At 51.5% G+C, this 17129-nt stretch carries 21 protein-coding genes; 9 read left to right on the forward strand and 12 right to left on the reverse strand.

Annotated elements, in window-relative coordinates; genetic code table 11:
* From V0288_RS17760 to V0288_RS17770, 3 genes are all read left to right on the forward strand, one after another.
* A partial coding sequence (locus V0288_RS17760; protein ID WP_332866485.1) for a hypothetical protein occupies positions 1-591 on the forward strand: 591 nt, incomplete at its 5' end.
* A complete protein-coding gene (locus V0288_RS17765) occupies positions 588-905 on the forward strand; it encodes a hypothetical protein (protein WP_332866486.1) in 318 nt (105 codons plus the stop codon). The genes V0288_RS17760 and V0288_RS17765, both read left to right, overlap by 4 nt.
* Positions 906-907: 2 nt before the next feature.
* Positions 908-1741 carry a P-loop NTPase family protein gene (locus tag V0288_RS17770; RefSeq protein WP_332866487.1) on the forward strand — a complete coding sequence of 278 codons (834 nt, stop codon included), beginning with the start codon at positions 908-910 and terminating at the stop codon, positions 1739-1741.
* Here V0288_RS17770 and V0288_RS17775 read toward each other — a convergent pair.
* Positions 1729-1983, reverse strand: a complete 255-nt coding sequence (locus V0288_RS17775) for a hypothetical protein (RefSeq protein ID WP_332866488.1) — start codon at positions 1981-1983, stop codon at positions 1729-1731. The genes V0288_RS17770 and V0288_RS17775 overlap by 13 nt on opposite strands.
* A 76-nt stretch (positions 1984-2059) precedes the next feature.
* Here V0288_RS17775 and V0288_RS25170 point away from each other — a divergent pair, with 76 nt between their 5' ends.
* From V0288_RS25170 to V0288_RS17790, 3 genes are all read left to right on the forward strand, one after another.
* Positions 2060-2623, forward strand: a complete 564-nt coding sequence (locus V0288_RS25170; RefSeq protein ID WP_422662011.1) for a TraX family protein — start codon at positions 2060-2062, stop codon at positions 2621-2623.
* Positions 2624-2916: 293 nt separating this feature from the next.
* Complete coding sequence (gene cysK, locus V0288_RS17785; protein ID WP_332866490.1) at positions 2917-3876, forward strand: cysteine synthase A; 960 nt, start codon at positions 2917-2919, stop codon at positions 3874-3876.
* 187 nt (positions 3877-4063) lie between these two features.
* Positions 4064-4591: an alpha/beta hydrolase gene (locus tag V0288_RS17790; protein ID WP_332866491.1), complete on the forward strand. Its 528-nt coding sequence runs from the start codon at positions 4064-4066 to the stop codon at positions 4589-4591.
* 213 nt (positions 4592-4804) lie between these two features.
* On the opposite strand, the gene V0288_RS17795 is transcribed toward V0288_RS17790, so the two are convergent.
* The 6 genes from V0288_RS17795 to V0288_RS17820 form a co-directional block, all read right to left on the reverse strand.
* A complete protein-coding gene (locus tag V0288_RS17795; RefSeq protein WP_332866492.1) occupies positions 4805-5455 on the reverse strand; it encodes a nitroreductase family protein in 651 nt (216 codons plus the stop codon).
* 77 nt (positions 5456-5532) lie between these two features.
* Positions 5533-6312 (reverse strand): anti-sigma factor, encoded by a 780-nt coding sequence (locus V0288_RS17800; RefSeq protein ID WP_332866493.1) that lies wholly within the window; start codon positions 6310-6312, stop codon positions 5533-5535.
* Positions 6313-6314: 2 nt separating this feature from the next.
* Positions 6315-6872, reverse strand: a complete 558-nt coding sequence (locus V0288_RS17805) for a sigma-70 family RNA polymerase sigma factor (RefSeq protein WP_332866494.1) — start codon at positions 6870-6872, stop codon at positions 6315-6317.
* A 1-nt stretch (position 6873) separates the two neighbouring features.
* A complete protein-coding gene (locus V0288_RS17810; protein WP_332866495.1) occupies positions 6874-7716 on the reverse strand; it encodes an urease accessory protein UreH domain-containing protein in 843 nt (280 codons plus the stop codon).
* A gap of 76 nt (positions 7717-7792) precedes the next feature.
* A complete protein-coding gene (locus tag V0288_RS17815) occupies positions 7793-8266 on the reverse strand; it encodes a TlpA family protein disulfide reductase (protein WP_332866496.1) in 474 nt (157 codons plus the stop codon).
* 373 nt (positions 8267-8639) lie between these two features.
* The gene (locus tag V0288_RS17820) at positions 8640-9344 is read right to left on the reverse strand and encodes a lysophospholipid acyltransferase family protein (protein ID WP_332866497.1); all 705 of its coding nucleotides are present in this window, start codon (positions 9342-9344) and stop codon (positions 8640-8642) included.
* A 430-nt stretch (positions 9345-9774) separates the two neighbouring features.
* On the opposite strand from V0288_RS17820, the gene V0288_RS17825 reads away from it, so the two are divergent.
* Positions 9775-10014 carry a type II toxin-antitoxin system HicB family antitoxin gene (locus tag V0288_RS17825; RefSeq protein WP_332866498.1) on the forward strand — a complete coding sequence of 80 codons (240 nt, stop codon included), beginning with the start codon at positions 9775-9777 and terminating at the stop codon, positions 10012-10014.
* Positions 10015-10099: 85 nt separating this feature from the next.
* Here V0288_RS17825 and V0288_RS17830 read toward each other — a convergent pair whose 3' ends face one another.
* The 4 genes from V0288_RS17830 to xseA form a co-directional block, all read right to left on the reverse strand.
* Positions 10100-11455 (reverse strand): TldD/PmbA family protein, encoded by a 1356-nt coding sequence (locus tag V0288_RS17830; RefSeq protein WP_332866499.1) that lies wholly within the window; start codon positions 11453-11455, stop codon positions 10100-10102.
* 35 nt (positions 11456-11490) lie between these two features.
* Positions 11491-12036: a DUF456 domain-containing protein gene (locus V0288_RS17835; protein WP_332866500.1), complete on the reverse strand. Its 546-nt coding sequence runs from the start codon at positions 12034-12036 to the stop codon at positions 11491-11493.
* Positions 12037-12215: 179 nt separating this feature from the next.
* Entirely contained in the window at positions 12216-13685 is a 1470-nt protein-coding gene (locus tag V0288_RS17840) for a TldD/PmbA family protein (RefSeq protein ID WP_332866501.1), read from the reverse strand.
* 112 nt (positions 13686-13797) lie between these two features.
* A complete protein-coding gene (gene xseA, locus V0288_RS17845) occupies positions 13798-14982 on the reverse strand; it encodes an exodeoxyribonuclease VII large subunit (protein WP_332866502.1) in 1185 nt (394 codons plus the stop codon).
* A 164-nt stretch (positions 14983-15146) separates the two neighbouring features.
* On the opposite strand from xseA, the gene V0288_RS17850 reads away from it, so the two are divergent.
* Together V0288_RS17850 and V0288_RS17855 are read left to right on the forward strand one after the other, a co-directional pair.
* Positions 15147-16442 carry a Glu/Leu/Phe/Val family dehydrogenase gene (locus tag V0288_RS17850; protein WP_332866503.1) on the forward strand — a complete coding sequence of 432 codons (1296 nt, stop codon included), beginning with the start codon at positions 15147-15149 and terminating at the stop codon, positions 16440-16442.
* Positions 16443-16548: 106 nt separating this feature from the next.
* Complete coding sequence (locus V0288_RS17855; RefSeq protein ID WP_332866504.1) at positions 16549-16866, forward strand: hypothetical protein; 318 nt, start codon at positions 16549-16551, stop codon at positions 16864-16866.
* A 9-nt stretch (positions 16867-16875) separates the two neighbouring features.
* Here the strand turns inward: V0288_RS17855 and V0288_RS17860 are convergent, their stop codons facing one another.
* Positions 16876-17070: a DUF2283 domain-containing protein gene (locus V0288_RS17860; protein ID WP_332866505.1), complete on the reverse strand. Its 195-nt coding sequence runs from the start codon at positions 17068-17070 to the stop codon at positions 16876-16878.
* Between the last annotated feature and the right edge of the window lie 59 nt (positions 17071-17129).

Consider the following 17129-nt stretch of genomic DNA (forward strand, 5'->3'; position numbering starts at 1 on the left):
ATGCTATCGATAACGCTTTCCGTGTCTTGTCCTAATCTACCCTTTCTTTGCTATACATCAACATCAACGCCAGGTGAGCCGACCCCAACTCCTACATCAACATCAACGCCAGGTGAGCCGACCCCAACTCCTACATCAACGTCAACGCCGGGTGAGCCGACCCCAACTCCTACATCAACGTCAACGCCGGGTGAGCCGACCCCAACTCCTACATCAACGTCAACGGGGGGCGGGTCGTCAACTACCGGTTCGGGTACTACGGGGGGTAGTTCATCAACTACTGGTTCGGGTACTACGGGGGGGGCTTCGCCTTCTCCGACTGGGGATGATTTTTCGGCTGATTCCGGGCCTGATTGTCCTGATTGTGAGGATAAATGGTCAAAACTTAATTTTTATCAATATTTTTTAGAAAAGGTTTCTACTAAATTTCCTTTTGATATTGGGGGAACCTTACCTACTGGTTTGTCAAAATGTCCATCGGTATCTTTTTATGGTCGTTCTAAAGAATTATGTGAGGTTAATGAATTTTTAAAATATTTTAAATTTCCTGTTTGGATTTTGTTTCTAATTCGTGGGGTTTTGTCTTTATGAAGATTCCAGTTATTAGCGTCAAGTGGCTTTGGTGGACAAGTACACCGATTTTTGTAATTGTTTGTACTGCTTATACAGCAATTTTAAATCCTCGCGGAGTTATCAATACATTTTTAATACACTGTATTGATGTTGTCATGGTTGTTTGGCCTTCTACTCCTGAGAATTTTAAGATAGGTGTTATGTTGAGCGCTTTTGCTTCACAGTTTCCTAATATTGGTTGGGGTTTGGTTTCCGAGATTGTTTCAGGTGTTCTTGGTATTTTAGTCATTATTAGTACATTGAAAGTTTTGAAATATATTCCTTTCTTTTAATTATGCCTATTCATTTCTATAAAATTCCAGATTTTTATATGGGCGGTTTCTTCGGTGGCTTTGGCTCTGGCAAAAGCCTTTCGATGGTTGAAGCTGGTGTTGATTGTGCGAATTTTTATCGAAAATCAATTGTGTCAAATATTCGTCTTGATGGTCATTATTTAAAGCAGTATGCTAAGAAATTTGGTTATACTTGGTTTGCTAAGTATGGTAGAGTTTTTTATGTTTCTGATACGGAAGACCTTTTAAAACAACAGAATAAAATTATTCTTTTTGATGAGGTAGGTATTCATTTATTTAGTCGAGGTTTTCGAGATAGTTCTAGGAAAGATATATTAGATTCCATTTTTACGATTCGTCAGTATCAGAATTATTTGATTTTTACTGCTCAGGGTAAGGAACAGATTGATAAGCAGTTTCGAGAGCGGTGTCAGGTTTTCGCTTACTGTCGTGGTTTTGCTAAATACGATAGTAATCTCGGTCATTCTCGTCTTTTTACTCGTCGGATGTTTTATCTTGATCCGTTTGCGTTTGAAAAGTTTGAGGAGTTGGGTAAAAATAAGCTTATTTATCCTTTATGGGCTTCTAACTTTCGCTTTCACTTTTCAATTTGTGGTGAGCGTGAAAGAATGTTGTTTCGTGCTTATAAGTCTTTTAAGCCTGTTTTTCGTACTGTACCTATGGAGTTTTTTGATGGTAATCGACCTATTGACTACTGGCTTTTTGATGGTTCAATCTCAAGTTCCTCTGAGCGTGAGCGGCTACCGCGACCTTCAACGGCGTTTAATCGATCCCAATCCTTCCGATCAAATAATGGTCGATATCACTCGCGATGAGGTTTCTCAATTTTTGGGTGCTTTTCCGATAGGTTGTTCTCAGCTTGGTTCTGGTCAGGTTCGATGTGATTGGGCCGATCGAGAGCGTTCGGTTGAGGTTTATTGGTTTGGTGGCCGGTATCAGCGTTACGTCGGAAAGGGATTTTGATTTTTAAGCCGATCGGAAGGGAACACATCATAAATAAAATTCCTATGATGGTTAATCCTTCATCTTTTAGCCATATTCCGGCTATCCATAGCATAAATCCTCCTCCTAGCGTGATCGCTCTCATTATTACTATGTCAGACATAATTTTAAAATTTCTCGCGATGGTGTTGATGGTGATCGATCATCTTGGGTTTCCTAATGATCTTCCTTTGCGGGTAGTCGGTCGGCTTTCTTTTCCTATTTTCCTGTATTTTTTGATACAGGGGAATCGTTTTACGAAGAATTTTACCGCTTACTTTTGGCGGTTGCTTTTTTTCGCTGTATTTAGCCAGATTCCTTACTCTCTTTTTTTTAATAAGGTAGCTCCTAACATTTTTTTCACTTTGGCTTTATGTCTTTTCTGTCTGCGCGGCCGGCGATCGATCTATTGGGTCGGGGCGGCGATCGTGGCGTGGTTTTTCCGGTTCGATTTCGGGTATTACGGGGTTTTGCTGTGCTGGTTTATGTCTGTTCCTGGTGAGGTCGGGGCGTGGGCTATTTGGGGGCTTCACTTGGTTTATTGTTTCGTCTGGCCTTCTTGGCTCGTTCAGTTCTTCGCGGTCTTCGCAATTTATCCACTTCGGTGGTGGGGCGCTCGTCTTTCTCATTATCGGCGATCGGCCCGGTGGTTTTATTGGGTTTACCCCGTTCATTTGTTCTTTTTACTTGGATTCCGTTATTTGAGGGTTTTATGAATAAACGAGGCTTTTCCTTATTCGGTCAGTTTGTTACTTGGTCTGATTTACTTCGCGAGCTTTTTCTTGCTTCCCTGTTCGTTCTTATTACGGTAAACTATGCGATTCTTGAGTTCGTTATCAGAAAACTAGCCTATTTGTATAACTATTTAGGAATACAGTAGACTATCTTGGGTATTCTTAAGAACAGATAAAATTATTCTCCGCGGGATCGGCGATCGGACTTTAATGAAAGATAACTAGCTATCGCCGGTATCGCCGCGAACCGTAATCAACCAGAGCCAGAGAAGCCTATGCGTATCGCTCACGACATCACCGAACTCGTCGGTCGTACCCCCCTCGTCCAATTGAATCGTATTCCCGTTGCGGAAGGCTGTGTCGCCCGTATCGTCATGAAACTAGAGGGCATGAATCCCGCCGCGTCGGTAAAAGACCGGATCGGCGTGCATATGCTCGATACTGCCGAAAAAGCGGGGTTAATCTCCCCGGATAAAACCGTTCTCATCGAACCCACGTCGGGCAACACGGGAATCGCCCTCGCCATGACCGCCGCCGCCAAGGGGTATCGCCTGATCCTCACCATGCCCGAAACCATGAGTTTAGAGCGCCGCGCCATGCTGAAAGCCTACGGCGCGACCCTGGAACTCACCCCCGGAAATCTGGGGATGAAAGGGGCGATTTTACGCGCGGGCGAACTCCTCGAAAGCGTCCCCGGCGCGTATATGTTGCAACAGTTCCGCAACCCCTCCAACCCGGAAATCCACCGGTTAACGACCGCCGAGGAAATCTGGGCGGATACGGACGGTCAGGTGGATATTCTCGTCGCGGGCGTGGGAACGGGCGGCACGATCACCGGGGTCGCGGAAGTGATTAAACCGAGAAAGGAAAGTTTTCAGGCGATCGCCGTGGAACCGGTGAACAGTCCCGTCCTCTCCGGCGGGAATGCCGGCCCGCACAAGATTCAGGGCATCGGCGCGGGTTTCGTCCCGGAGGTCCTGCGTACCGATCTCATCGATGAAGTGATTACCGTTAGCGACGAGGAAGCGTTCGAGTACGGTCGTCGTCTGGCCCGCGAGGAGGGGATTCTCTCGGGGATCTCGTCCGGCGCGAACCTACACGCCGCGATTCGAGTGGCGAAACGTCCGGAGAACGAGGGTAAGTTAATTGTCGTCATCCAACCCAGTTTCGGCGAACGTTACCTGAGTACCCCGATGTTCCAAAATATCGAGGGTCGCGAGTTCGCGTTAGTGTGATCGATCGCGGGGGGGAAAGATCTACCCCCCGATCGATGCCCATCGTTATCGGCAGTTTTTTAGAAAATTTAACCCGGTCCCGCGCGAACTTTATCGTGACGGGACCGCTCGATACGGATAATTCTCGGGAACCGGGGAAAAGCGCGAGCTATCATAAAAAAATGTCGATCGATTTTTCCCCGTCCCCATGTTCTGGCGATCTTTTCCGTTTACTTTGGCCGGTATTTTCTTTTTCGCCCTTTGTCCCCGGTTACAAGCGGCAGAATCGGCGATTATCCGCTACTCGATCCTCGAAAAATCGGTTTCCGTGGCGGAATTATCCCGCTTGAGCGAGACAGGAGAAGTCGCGCCCGCTCTAGCGAGCCAATTAAAAATGGTGAATAAAGAGCCGGAACAATTGCGCCAGGTTCTCAATCAAAGTGTTTCGATCGATCCCGTATTGCTCTCGCGAATTCTCAACAATCCGATCGGGGAAAGTTTATTAGATAGCGCGTCGGACGTGATTCACACCCCGAGTAAAAGCGCCAGCCGTCAGGCTTTACGCTCGGCTCTAGTCACCTCCGCGCTCGACGATAAAAAGATCCGATTAATCGAGATCTTGGAAAATTATCCGACTTCCGAGGTTTATGTCGATGGGGAAAAGTTAGTCAATCTGATGAATCAGATCAAGGGAATTCTCGCCAGTATTCCCCGTCTACCGAAACTCCCTTTTTAAGCGATCGCGAAAAATCGTTTCCAGCGCTCTTTCAGCCTAGAAACGGGATTTAGCGGGGCGGAATTTTCCTCTAATCCCATCTCTTTCCGTTCGCGCCGACGGGAATCAACAGCGCGAGAAAAACCGCCAACCAACACAAGCCGATGGAGATTCCTCCCGCGCGGAAGATGGGAGCGGTGAACTAGAGTGTTAACCGGCCGAGAAAGAACATGATTACGCCGAATAGGGATTCCCGAGTCGATCGACAAACACGTTAGTTTCTAGGGGTAAGCGGCCGGGATCGCGACGGGATTCGGCCGCGTAGCCGATCGGGACTAACACGGCGATCGCCAGATCCGGTTCGTTTTCCGCGCCGATCACCGCTTTCACCTTGTCCTCGATCCAACCGTTCATAAAACAACTGGAGAGGCCGAAACTCTCCGCCGCGAGGACGAGATGGGTGGCGGCGATGATCGCGTCTTTGACCGCGTACTCGCGCGCTTTTTCCCCCAGGGCCGTGTGAAATTCGGGGATCGCTTTTTTGAAATAGTTAATCGTTCCCTCGTTCCACGCTTCTAACGCTAACGCTTTCTCGTAGATCGGGGTGAGATCTCCCAAGCCGGCTTTCGCGTCGGCCGCGAAAACGAAGGTAACGGGCGCTTGGACGATCTGCTGTTGTCCCCAGGAAGCCTCGGCGAGTTTCGCTTTCTGTTCGGGATCTTGAACCAGAATAATGCGCCAATCCTGGATATTAAAGCTACTGGGAGCGGCTACGGTTAATTTTACTAAAGTTTTCAGGAGTTCGGGATCGATCGGATCGGGTTTAAAGGTTTTGATCGATCGACGTTGGACGATGGCGGTCGGTACATCGAGGGGAAGATTCATAAAAAATCCCGTAACGCTAGAGTTTGTCCTCGATGATCGCGGAAAACGGGCGATCGGGCAAGCCGGCGCTCGGTTCGTTAACTTCCCGCGATCGCCATTTCCCCGACGGGATGGGGAATCTCGCGCTCGGGTTCGATCGTCACCACCACTCGCGTCGCCGCTCCCCATCGATCGAGCGGTAAATTTAAAAAGACCTCCCCGCGCTCGTTGGGGGTGAACTGGGAACAGGAGACTTTTCGGCCGTTGACGAAGGCCCACATCCGGTACACTTTGCCCGCGGGCAGGGGACGCACATCCTGTAAAACCAAAACGGCGGTATCTTTGCGCGGGACCAGGACTAAACTGCCGGAAGCGTTCGAGACCGGTTCGATCCCCCGCAGGGAGAGAAAACGGTTATCCGGTTGTCGGAGGAGATCGATCGTTTCCCGGTAGTGAGACATTTCCTCGCTCGCTAACCGGAAATTCTCGCGCTCTAGTCGCTCTAATCGCGAGTTACTGGCGGTTAAAGCCCGATCGAGACGCGAGTTCTCCCAGAGTAATCCGGCGAGTAGAGCGGTCATCGCGCCCACCAACAAAACGATCCGCGGGCGGAAACGGTAATTAGGGCGGGTATATCGGGATTTTTCGGCGATTTCCCGTTGTTGTACTTCGAGAAGGCGATCGCGCGCGCCCGCGGGAACCGGTACGGGGGGTAGGGAGAGGGGCAAAAGAGCGAGAGTGATTTGCAAACGACGGACTTCTTCGGCGATTTCCGGGTCGTTTTCTAGCAGTTCCCGCACTCTAACGGCTTCTTCCGAGGTTAGATCCCCCAAGACATAACCGGCTAACAACTCGTCTAAAGAATCGGAGGGTTGCATCGTTAGGATACCAAGTCTTGCAGTAGTTGTTTGAGTTTTAAAAGCCCGCGACGCGAGCGCGTTTTCACCGTACCGAGGGGGATCTGTAAACGCTCGGTGATTTCCGATTGACTTAATCCGTCGAAATAAGCCATTTCTAAGATTTCCCGCTGATTTTCCGGGAGAGAGTGCAAGGCTTTCGCGAGACGATCGGAAAGCTCGTCTAAAGAGGCGCGATCCATCGGCAGGGGGGAGGGGGAATATTCGGTTCGATCGAGCCATCCCCGCAGGATCTGCCCCCGCGAGCGGGACTGACGGAGATGGTTGATCGCCCGAGAACGGGTTAGGGTTAATAGGAAGACCAGCACCGATCCCCGATCGGCATCGTAGGTAGCGCCGCGCCAGAAAGCCAGAAACACTTCCTGGGTGAGATCTTCCGCCTCGTGCGCGTTGCCCGTTATCCGCAGGGAGAGACGGTAAACGGCTTCCCCGTAGCGATCGTACAGGATTCCCAGCGCGGAGCGATCGCCCGAGAACAGGTCTTGAATGACTTCTCTATCCGAATCCGTGGCTCGCGTCATGTTAGAAAAACCAGCCGATCCCGGTCACGAGATAATAGACTCCCGCCAACAGCAGGATCGCGCTACCGATCCGGATCACCCGATCGGAATGTACCAGCAGGAAACGACTCTGCTTGATCACCCCGGTAAAGAGACTGGCGGCGAAAATGACGGCCGTGTAACCGAAACCGTAGCTAATCATGGCCAGAACGCTCCAAAGCGACGAGCCGGAAGCGGAAGCGGCCGCCAGTACCGCGAAGAGTATGGGGCTGGCACAGGGAGAACTGACGAGCGCGAACCCGACCCCGACCGTGTAGGGATGGTTCACGGGCAAGGAGGGGGAATTTTTCGGGAGGGGAAGGTGAATCCAGCCCGCGAAACTGGCTCCCATCAGGATGATGATCGAGCCGATGGCGATGTGAACGAATCCTTTCCAATCGACGAGAATCGCCGTGGCGAAGGAGGAAAGCAAACCGAACAGGCTTAAGACCGTGACGGTTCCCGCGACGAAAGCGGCCGCTTTCCGGAAGGCTTGCCATCGGGAGGTGATATCGAGGGTTCCGATATAGCTCAGGTTGACCGGAAGGAGGGCGAGAATACAGGGGGAAACACTGGCTAGTAAGCCGCCCAGGAAAGCGAGGGCGATCAGGACGAGCGGATTACTCGTATTCTGGCGATCGAACCACTGTTGATACTGATTTTCGAGAAACGAGATCCCGTGTTCGATCGGCGCGGACAATCGGCCGAATTGGGAGACGAGGAGAACGAGGAGAAGGGCTACCAGGAACCGAAAAACGAATTTTTGGATTGATTTCCGAAAAATAGGTGATTTGGGCGACGATTTCGCGTTTTCCGAGGATTCCATGACGGTTATAGTCGTAAATTTACTGTTCGAGCGGGAAATCGAGGGACTATAGGGCGTTCTAGTCCCCCGATCGTCTCTACTTCTTCATGCTGGAGATCGCCCCGTCGATAACCATCGTGTAGTCTTTCAGGTTCGGATTATTCCGAAACTGTTTGATAATCTCGCCCGTGGCGGGATCGATGATCGCCACCATCGAGGTTTGGGATTTGTTGGCCTTGAGAAATTCGCTTAATCCCAGTTTCCGGGCTTTTTCCTCGGCGGCTTCGGTCGTTTTCCGATCGCTCACGTCCAGCTTGATAAAATTCGCTTTCCCCGCGTACTGCTGTTCTAAACGGGATAGGGTGGGGGCGATATTTTTACAGCCCGGACACCAGGAGGCGTAGATATCGACGACCACCGGTTTCCCCTGAAGTTCTTTGGCGAGGGGACGGGGGGAATTTTGGGCGAGGATGACCTCTCGGGCGAGGGTGACGGGAGTTAGGGGGGGAACCGCCGCGGTAACGCCTAAAACGGTCACGAGGCCGAGAGTGGATAAGAGTAGGGAATTCATGGTCGCTCCAGATTTCGATAGGTTCGTTTTATATACAAATCGATCGGCAAAATGGATTCACTTTTCCGCGACTTTTTTCGGGATCTTGAGGGGGCGGGGGCGAGGAACAGAGTACCGGCAATAAAGCCGGTAATACGGCACCGCACCGATTTAAAGAACTATGTATCCGATAAAACGAACCGGAACGTCGTAATTTTCATCCGGGAAATCGGATTCCCGTTCGCGATTCGCGGTGAGAGCGGGCTAGGGCCGGGGTCTCCCCGTCCGGCCCGCGGTAAATCGCGAGAAAATCGGCGTGAAAAAGTGGATCGCCCGATCGAACCTCGATCGGGCTTTAAAAGCGGAATAAACCGCTATTTTTTGGGAAAAAAGTCTATAAGCTCTCGTGTAACGCCTTCAATCGCGCGCTAATTTCCTCGGTCAAGCGTATCGTGGCGCGTTTGATCGAACCCTGATGGTAATCGGCCACCTCGATCGCCTCGCCGATGTTCACGGTGACATGGCTTTTCCAGCGCGGGTAGGGTTGACTGTAGCGGATACTCACCGGGAGAATTTTGATACCCGATCGGGGTTTGGCCTCTTCCACTTCCAACGCGATCCGGGCGACTCCCGGTTTGAGACGATGTACCTCGTTATCGCGGAATATGCCCCCTTCCGGGAAAATCGCCACCATTTCCCCCTCTAATAACAGTTCCACGCTATGGAGTACGCTACCGATGCCGGGTCGATCGGTATTGACGGGAAAACCGCCCAAACGACGGATAAACCAGCCCTGCAACCCTTTCATCTCGTTCGCGGAAACCATAAAGCGTAAATCGCGTCCACTAATCAAGCGCCCGATCGAGAAGGGGAGGATCAGCGCGTCCCACCGGGAACGATGGGTCGGCGCGACGATAACCGGGCCGTTTAGGGGAATGTTCTCGCGTCCCGTCACCGTGAGGCGATCGAAATAGTTCGGTAGAACGAAATAGCTTCCGAGAGGATACAGGAGACGGGCTAACCAGGGATCGATCCGGGAGTCGATCGAATCGCTGTTTTTCAAAATCGGGGGTTCATCGATCAGGGGAGATAGAGACATCCGAGAGACCGTACACGGAGAGACTGTACTACCATCTTTACTCTAAACCACGCCTTTCGGGTTCGCCCGTTGTATTTAGCCGGTTAGGTAACTGGCTAGGATTTTTCGATACGATAATCTCCTCTAATCTCATCTATAAAAATTCAAGGGATCTTTCGATCGCGCCAGGGGTTCATCACTAGAGATTTTATAACCGATAAGGTTTTTTCTTCCAGATCTGAATTCACCAAATAGCGAGGATCGATTAAATAACGAACTTTTTGTTTGTCTACCCCTAATAGACTAGCTAATCGATCGATATTTATTTTTCGCTCTCGCATTAGGCTATAAATTTTCGCATTTCGGGCGATCGCTAGAGACACGGGGGCTAAATACTCGTCGTTTTCCGGTCTGGATACCACGGGAATCACCAAAATTCGAGGAGAAAATCATGACGAAATATCACTACTCTATTGTTATCCAGTGGTCGGATGAAGATCGATGCTACGTGGTAAGTCTTCCGGAGCGGGGAGAATTCTGTCATACTCATGGCGATACTTACGAGGAAGCATTGCAAAACGCGCGAGAGGTTTTAGAACTTTTAATCGAATCGGCATTGAATAAGAATGAGCCGTTACCTCAACCACGGTTTTTCGATCGATCTCTCCAATCGCTTGAACAAGCGGGATAACGATCCCCGATAAAAAACCGTAATCCCATCATCGATACCGACGGAATTACGGTTTTCAAAAATGATTCAAAGGAGGAATCGATCGCTATCCTTCCCCTGCCGATTCTCCAGTGATCGAGAGTCCTTCCACCCACACCCGCGGACTAATCCCGCTCGGGGTGATTTCCTCTTCCGGTTCGATATAAACGATCGATTTCAACAGTGTCAGAATATCCCCCGCGACGGTAGCCGAATCGACGCTGATCCGTTCGCCTTTATTCACCAGCCATCCATCGAACGGTAGGGAAAAAGAACCCTGAAGGGAATTCACCCCGGCGTGTAGCGCGTGTAAACTGTCGACGAGGATGACATTTTCCGCGGTGTCTAGAGAGTAGTTTCGCTCTCCCGTTTCCCCCGCGAAAATGTGATAGTAATGGGGACTTACCGTGACTTTCGCGCCGATATTGCCGTTACCGGTGGGGGACGCGTTCATCCGTTTCGCCGTGATCGTGCTGTGCAAAAAGTTGGCTAACACGCCATTTTTGATCAACTCGACGCGACGGGTGGGGGTTCCCTCGCTGTCGAAGGTTTCCGCGGACACGTTCGCCGGGTGGAGCGCGTCGTCGCATAGATTTAGAGAGGATGCGGCGATTTGGGTTCCCAACGATTCGGGAGTCGAGAGACTCTGTTTATCGAGGATATTTTGGGCGTTAAATAAATTCGAGAACGCGCCGATAATACTTAAAAACGCGCGGGGAGCGAAGACGACGAGGTATTTCCCGGTCGGGATCGCTTTATAGTCGAGGTGGCTAACCGTTTTCTCGATCGCCTCCCCGATACAGCCATCGATGTCCAACTTCTCTAAACTGGGACTGACGCGAAAAGCGCCCGCGCTCCGGGGTTTTTTACCTTCCTGTTCGGTTTTGGTGTACAGGTAAACGCTGGCGTAGGAACGCGATTCCTGACGTTTCGCGCCGTCGCTGTTCAGGTAAAATCGATCGACCTCTTGCTGTCCCAATCCGTTATAGGGAACCCCGACGATGGCGGGATGCGCGGATAGTAGGGATTTTTCCGCGTCCAGTAATTTCTCGATTAACGTGGAAACCGGGGCCTGTTCGCCGATCTCGCTGTTGACCTCGGCGGTGGGGGCGATCGCTTCCGGGCTAAAGTCGGGAACGTTTTCTTTGACCCCGAATTCGCTGGCTTCCTTGGCGGTTTTCAGCGCGAGTTCTAAACCGACGGGATCGACATCGGTGGTGGAGGTGACACCGACTTGATTGTTGTCGTTCCACACCCGGACGATAACGCTCGATCGATTGGAAGCTTGAACCTGCTTCGGTTCTCCCTGTAGGACATCCACATCGGTTTCATCCACGGAAGACCCGTAAATGTCATATTTCGAGATACCCAGCGATTCGGCACTACTACGGGCGTAATTGGCGATTTCTTCTACTTTCGGCATAATATAACGGGAGAAATGAAATGTTTACGGGAAAATTAACCGGCGATCGCCTGTAAACTCGGATAGGTGGAATAGACAAAGAAAAGAACGGAACCGAGCGCGAGCAGGGCTTTAGAAATATTACCGACGAAAGTACCCACCACCACGCCGATACAGACCTTTAGAGACTGTTGTAAACGGGGAGTCGGTGGTAATTCCTTTCGATAGGCGAACTCACCGATAAACGCGCCCACCACTGGCCCGAGTAATAACCCGATTAACGGCCCGCCGAAGGGTAATGCGGGTAAAAAGCCGAAAACTCCCGCAATTAACCCGACTACTAGCCCGATCTGGCTCCAGCTACTCGCGCCGACCCGTTTTGCCCCTAGATAGGTCGCGAGAAAGTCCACGCCTAAACTGAGGAGGAGGACAATTAACGCCACGATGATCGCGGTTCCCAGATTGCTGAAACCGGTCACGGCTCCCCAGACGAGCATGGCGACGAGGATTAAACCGACTCCGGGAATCGCGGGAACCAGCGCCCCGATTACCCCCACCATCATGACCGCGATCAGAACCCAATAAAGGACGATTAAATTCATGTGTGTACCCGCGGAAAATTTCTGTTAGAGGCAGACCGTAGGGTGGGTTAGCGAAGCGTAACCCACCAAAAAGCAGGAGGCGGGAGAACCGGGGAATAAAGTAGACGTGAACGGATTAAAAGTAACTTTTTTCCTTTCCCCCTTCCCCTTTTCCCCGAAAATCCCACATCTCCCCACACCTACCGGCCACCGACGGTGATGGAATCGACTTTCAGATGGGGTTGGCCGACGGTGACGTAGACACTGCCGCTGACGGAACCGCAGAAACCGGCCGCGAGACCGAGATCGCGGGAACACATGGAGATTTTATTCATGATCTCTTTCGCGGAACCGATTAGCGTCGCGCCTTTGAGGGGTTTGGTGAGTTGGCCATTCTCGATTAAATAGGCTTCCTCGACCGCGAAGTTAAATTCTCCGGTCGCGCCGACGCTACCGCCGCCCATTTTCTTGCAATAAATGCCTTTATCGATCGAATTAAACAGATCCTCGGTACTGTAATCCCCCGGCGCGATGTAGGTATTCCGCATCCGGGACGCGGCGGCGTAGGTGTAATTCTGACGGCGACCGCTACCGGTGCGCGGGTGTCCGGTTTTCATCGAACCCGCTCGATCGGCGATGAAGTTCTTTAAAACCCCGTTTTCGATTAATAGGGTACGCTGGGCGGGCATTCCCTCGTCGTCCATGTCGATCGTCCCGAAGGCTCGATCGGATAATCCCTCATCCCACGCGGTCAGGTTCTCGTGGGCGATTTTTTCACCCTTTTTATCGAGAAAAGGGGTCGTTTTCTGCTCGATTTGCGTGGTTTCTAGTAAATGTCCACAAGCCTCGTGGAAAATCACGCCGCCGAACTCGTTAGCCATGACGATCGGATAGGTTCCGGATTCGACATAATCGGCGTAGAGCATTTTTCCCGCGGACTCGGCCACTTCTTCGGCGGATTCTTCCGCGTTCCAGGTTCGGAGAAAGTCCGGATCGCCCGTACTACCGACCCGTTTACCGATCGAGGAACGATTCGCGCCGTCCGCGCATAATAGGTTATAGCCCACCGATTGCGTCAGACGGATATCGCGGGCGAAAGTCCCGTCACTCGCGGCGACGAGGACTTCCTGCCAGTCGCGGAAATAGGCGGCGCGACGCGATTGAACGTGGTCGGCTTTTTGGTTTAACAGTCCGTTAGCGGTTAGCAGAATTTCGCCCATTTCCCGCATAGAACTCGATTTCGTCAGCCAATTTTCTTTCTGTCTCGCTCGCGCGTGGTCGCGGAACATTTCTAGGTTGATTTCGGGGATGAAGGCGTTGGGGCCGGGCAGTTGTAGGCCGAGAATCGAGAGACCTTTTTCGAGGGCGTTTTTCAGTCCCGTGAAGCTGAGATCGTTGGTACTGACGTAGCAATCGGCCTTCCCGCGGAAGAGACGGATACCCGCGCCGGTGGTTAAACGGGGGGAAAGGCTAGTGATCGTGTCATCTTCGGCGAGACAACTGATATAGTTGACCCGTTCGAGGAAAAATTCGATAAAATCGGCACCCGCGGCGCGTCCGAGTCCGAGCAAGGTGGACAGGGGAGCCGCCCAAGAGTCATCGAATCGATCGAGACTGGGTTTATATTGGAGCGTGGGAAGTTCTTTCGAGATCAGTAGGGTCGGTGACATAGATTCACGTTCGATCGATTTATCGGCTGAATCCTAGTGTAACGCTAGTTCAATCCCCGATCGCCCTGTACGGTCGTGGCGTAATTTCACGAGATGCGTAGAAAGCTCGCGTTCATTCCTCGATCGCTATAACTTTCACTTTCACCCGTCCCGTCCCTAATTGAATCGTTAACGGTCGATCGATCGCTAATTCCCCGCTCGATCGAACGATGCTTCCGTCCTCCTCCCTTACCACCGCGTAACCCCTCTGTAAAACCGCGTTCGGATCGAGGGCGTTTAATTTGTGTTTCAATAGTTCGACGCGTCCGGTGGCCTGTAATAATTGGCGGGAAGTGCGCGGGAAACGGGTTAATTTTTGCTGTAAAAATTCTAGGCGATCGAACTCTCGATCGATCCGTTCGCGAACCGTTTCTACCAACCGCGTCACCCGATCCTCGTGTTCGTCGATCAATCTCTCCAACGACGGGACGACGATTTCCGCGGCCGCGGTGGGAGTGTGCGCGCTGTAGTCGGCGACCAAATCGGCGAGGGATTCGTCTCTTTGGTGGCCGATGCCGGTAATTACGGGGATTTTACAGGTCACGATCGCCCGCACCACCCGTTCATCGTTAAAACAAGCCAGATCCTCCACCGATCCGCCGCCGCGCGCGAGAATTAACACCTCCGCGCGACGATCGCGATCGACGAGATCGATCGCCCTCACGATAGAATCCGGCGCTTCCATTCCCTGTACCGTCGCGGGAGAGAATAACACCGTTAAGCCCGGATAGCGTTGGTGGAGAGTTCGCTTTATATCGCCCCAAGCGGCCGCGGTCGGTGAGGTGACGACGGCGATCGTCCGGGGATGCGAGGGTAGGGGTCGCTTCCGTTCCCGATCGAATAATCCTTCCGCTTGCAATCTCGATCGAAGTTGTTGGTAACGGAGTTCCTGCAATCCTTCCCCCGCGGGGAGACATTGAAAAACGGTGAGTTTATACTCGCCCCGTTTGCTGTAGAGCTTGATATTCCCCAGCGCGATAATCTGTTCGCCCCGCTTCGGTTCCCAACCGAGTTTAAAACGTTGCGTGTTCCAGACGACGCAATTGATCGCCGCCTCGCCCTCGGGATCGGCGAGGGTGAAAAACAGTCCCCGATTGTGTTCGTGGACGCTAGAGACTTCCCCCGTCACCCAGACGCGCTGTAACTGTCGATCGTCTTCTAGGAGTAATTGAATATATTCGGTCAAACCGCGGACGGATAGGGTATTTTCTAAGCGATCGAGGGTCATTTTACGGATGGGACGCGAGGATCTCTGCATTCCTATTGTCTTTCATCCCGCGGGGATTTGACTACCGAGCGTGAGTGTCGATCCCGTCCTTCGCTGGGTATATATACACAATCAAAAAACGTAAATTGTAGCCAAATATACAAAATATATGTTCTAATGAAAATAGACAGGAAAACAAGGGAGAGCGAGAGATAATGAGCGGAACACTGTTTAGCGATGCGAGTAGTCGCCTAGAACGCGCCTTAAAGTATGTATCCATCTCCGATGACGCGATCGAACGGCTGAAATACCCGAAAGCCAGCCTTAACGTCTCCATTCCCGTCCGCATGGATGACGGATCGTTGAGGATTTTTCAGGGATATCGCGTCCGGTACGATGACACGAGGGGGCCGGGGAAAGGAGGGGTTCGTTACCATCCCAATGTGAGTAGCGATGAGGTAAAATCCCTCGCTTTCTGGATGACTTTCAAGTGCGCACTATTAGATCTACCGTTCGGGGGGGCTAAAGGCGGAATTACCCTAAATCCGAAGGAATTATCGAGGGCGGAGTTAGAAAGGCTGAGTCGGGGCTATATCGAGGCGATCGCCGATTTTATCGGCCCGGACGTGGATATTCTCGCGCCCGATGTCTACACCAACGAGATGATCATGGGTTGGATGATGGACCAGTACAGCGTTATCCAGCGCAAGATTTGCCCCGCGGTAGTTACGGGAAAACCCCTGACGATGGGAGGCAGTCAGGGACGGGATACGGCGACGGGAACGGGCGCGTTTTACGTGATTCATTCCCTTTTACCAAAATTCGATAAAAAGCCAGAGAATACCACCGTCGCGGTACAGGGATTCGGCAACGCGGGCGCGGTGGTGGCGGATCTGCTCGCCAAAGCGGGGTATAAAGTCGTCGCGGTCAGTGATTCGCGGGGCGGCGTTTATACGGAAAATGGTTTAGATATTGCCGCTATCCGTCAATATAAGCGAGAGCATAAGGGAATCACCGCTTTTTACTGCGAGGATACGGTTTGCAATATCGGCGAACATCGATCGATCTCCAACGAGGAGTTATTAACTCTCGACGTGGATGTACTAATCCCCGCCGCGCTGGAAAATCAGATCACGGCCGAGAACGCGGATAAAATTCAAGCGCGCTATATTTTCGAGGTCGCTAACGGGCCGACGACTTCCGAGGCCGATCGAATTCTCGAAGAAAAAGGCATTTTCGTCTTCCCGGATATTCTCGTCAACGCGGGAGGGGTAACGGTGAGTTATTTCGAGTGGGTCCAGAATCGCAGTGGTTTATATTGGCGATTAACGGAGATTAACGAGCGCTTGAAAGAGAGAATGGTCACGGAAGCGGAGAAAGTGTGGGTTCTCTCGCGCGAGTTCGATATTTCCCCGCGTACCGCCGCCTACGTCCACGCGATCGAGCGACTGGGAGAAGCCCTAGACGCGAAGGGAACGCGGGATTATTATATCAACGGGAAAATGCACTGAGGTGAGGTAGTTTCTCGGCGCGATCGATCCATAATAAAAAGGTTCCCCCATCGAGCGCGATCGGTGGGGGAATCGGCTAGGAAAACTCGCGCGGGGATTAGGATTTATGATAGCCGAACCCGAAAACGATCTGAAAAGGCTAGAAGAGTTAATTATCAACGGACAGAAGGCGATCGAAACGCGATTAACCTCGATCGAGAATGATTTCGCGGAGATGAAAGTCGAGATTAAAGATATCCGCGAGGGGATTCGATCGCTAGAGATAGGGCAAGCGAAATTAATCGAGAAAGCCGAGAGCGCGGATCGTCGCCTACAGATCGTCGAGGGAACTCAAAGTAAACAGATTTGGACGTTAATCACGCTTCTCGGTGGTTCTTTAATCGCCGTAGCCTTTCGATCATTTTTCACGGGAAATAATCCCTAGTTTCGTCGGTTAAGAGGCTAATAATTCCGTCAGCGTTTCCTCGGACAAAAAATGTCGGAAATCGAGAATTTCGACGAGAACCAGTTTATCATCCGGCGAGTAGTGTAGGATTACGTTTCCTTCGTCTTCCGCGTAAGCGATCGGTTCGTCGGATAGCTCGATTAACAGCGCGTCTACATCTTTACTATAGCGGATCTTTTTCATATCTAGATCTCCTGCCTGGATAAAGGGTGATAATCAAAATGAAAGCGGTAAACTCTCGA

The organism is Pannus brasiliensis CCIBt3594, assembly GCF_036688125.1.
GTDB classification, from domain to species: domain Bacteria; phylum Cyanobacteriota; class Cyanobacteriia; order Cyanobacteriales; family Microcystaceae; genus Pannus; species Pannus brasiliensis.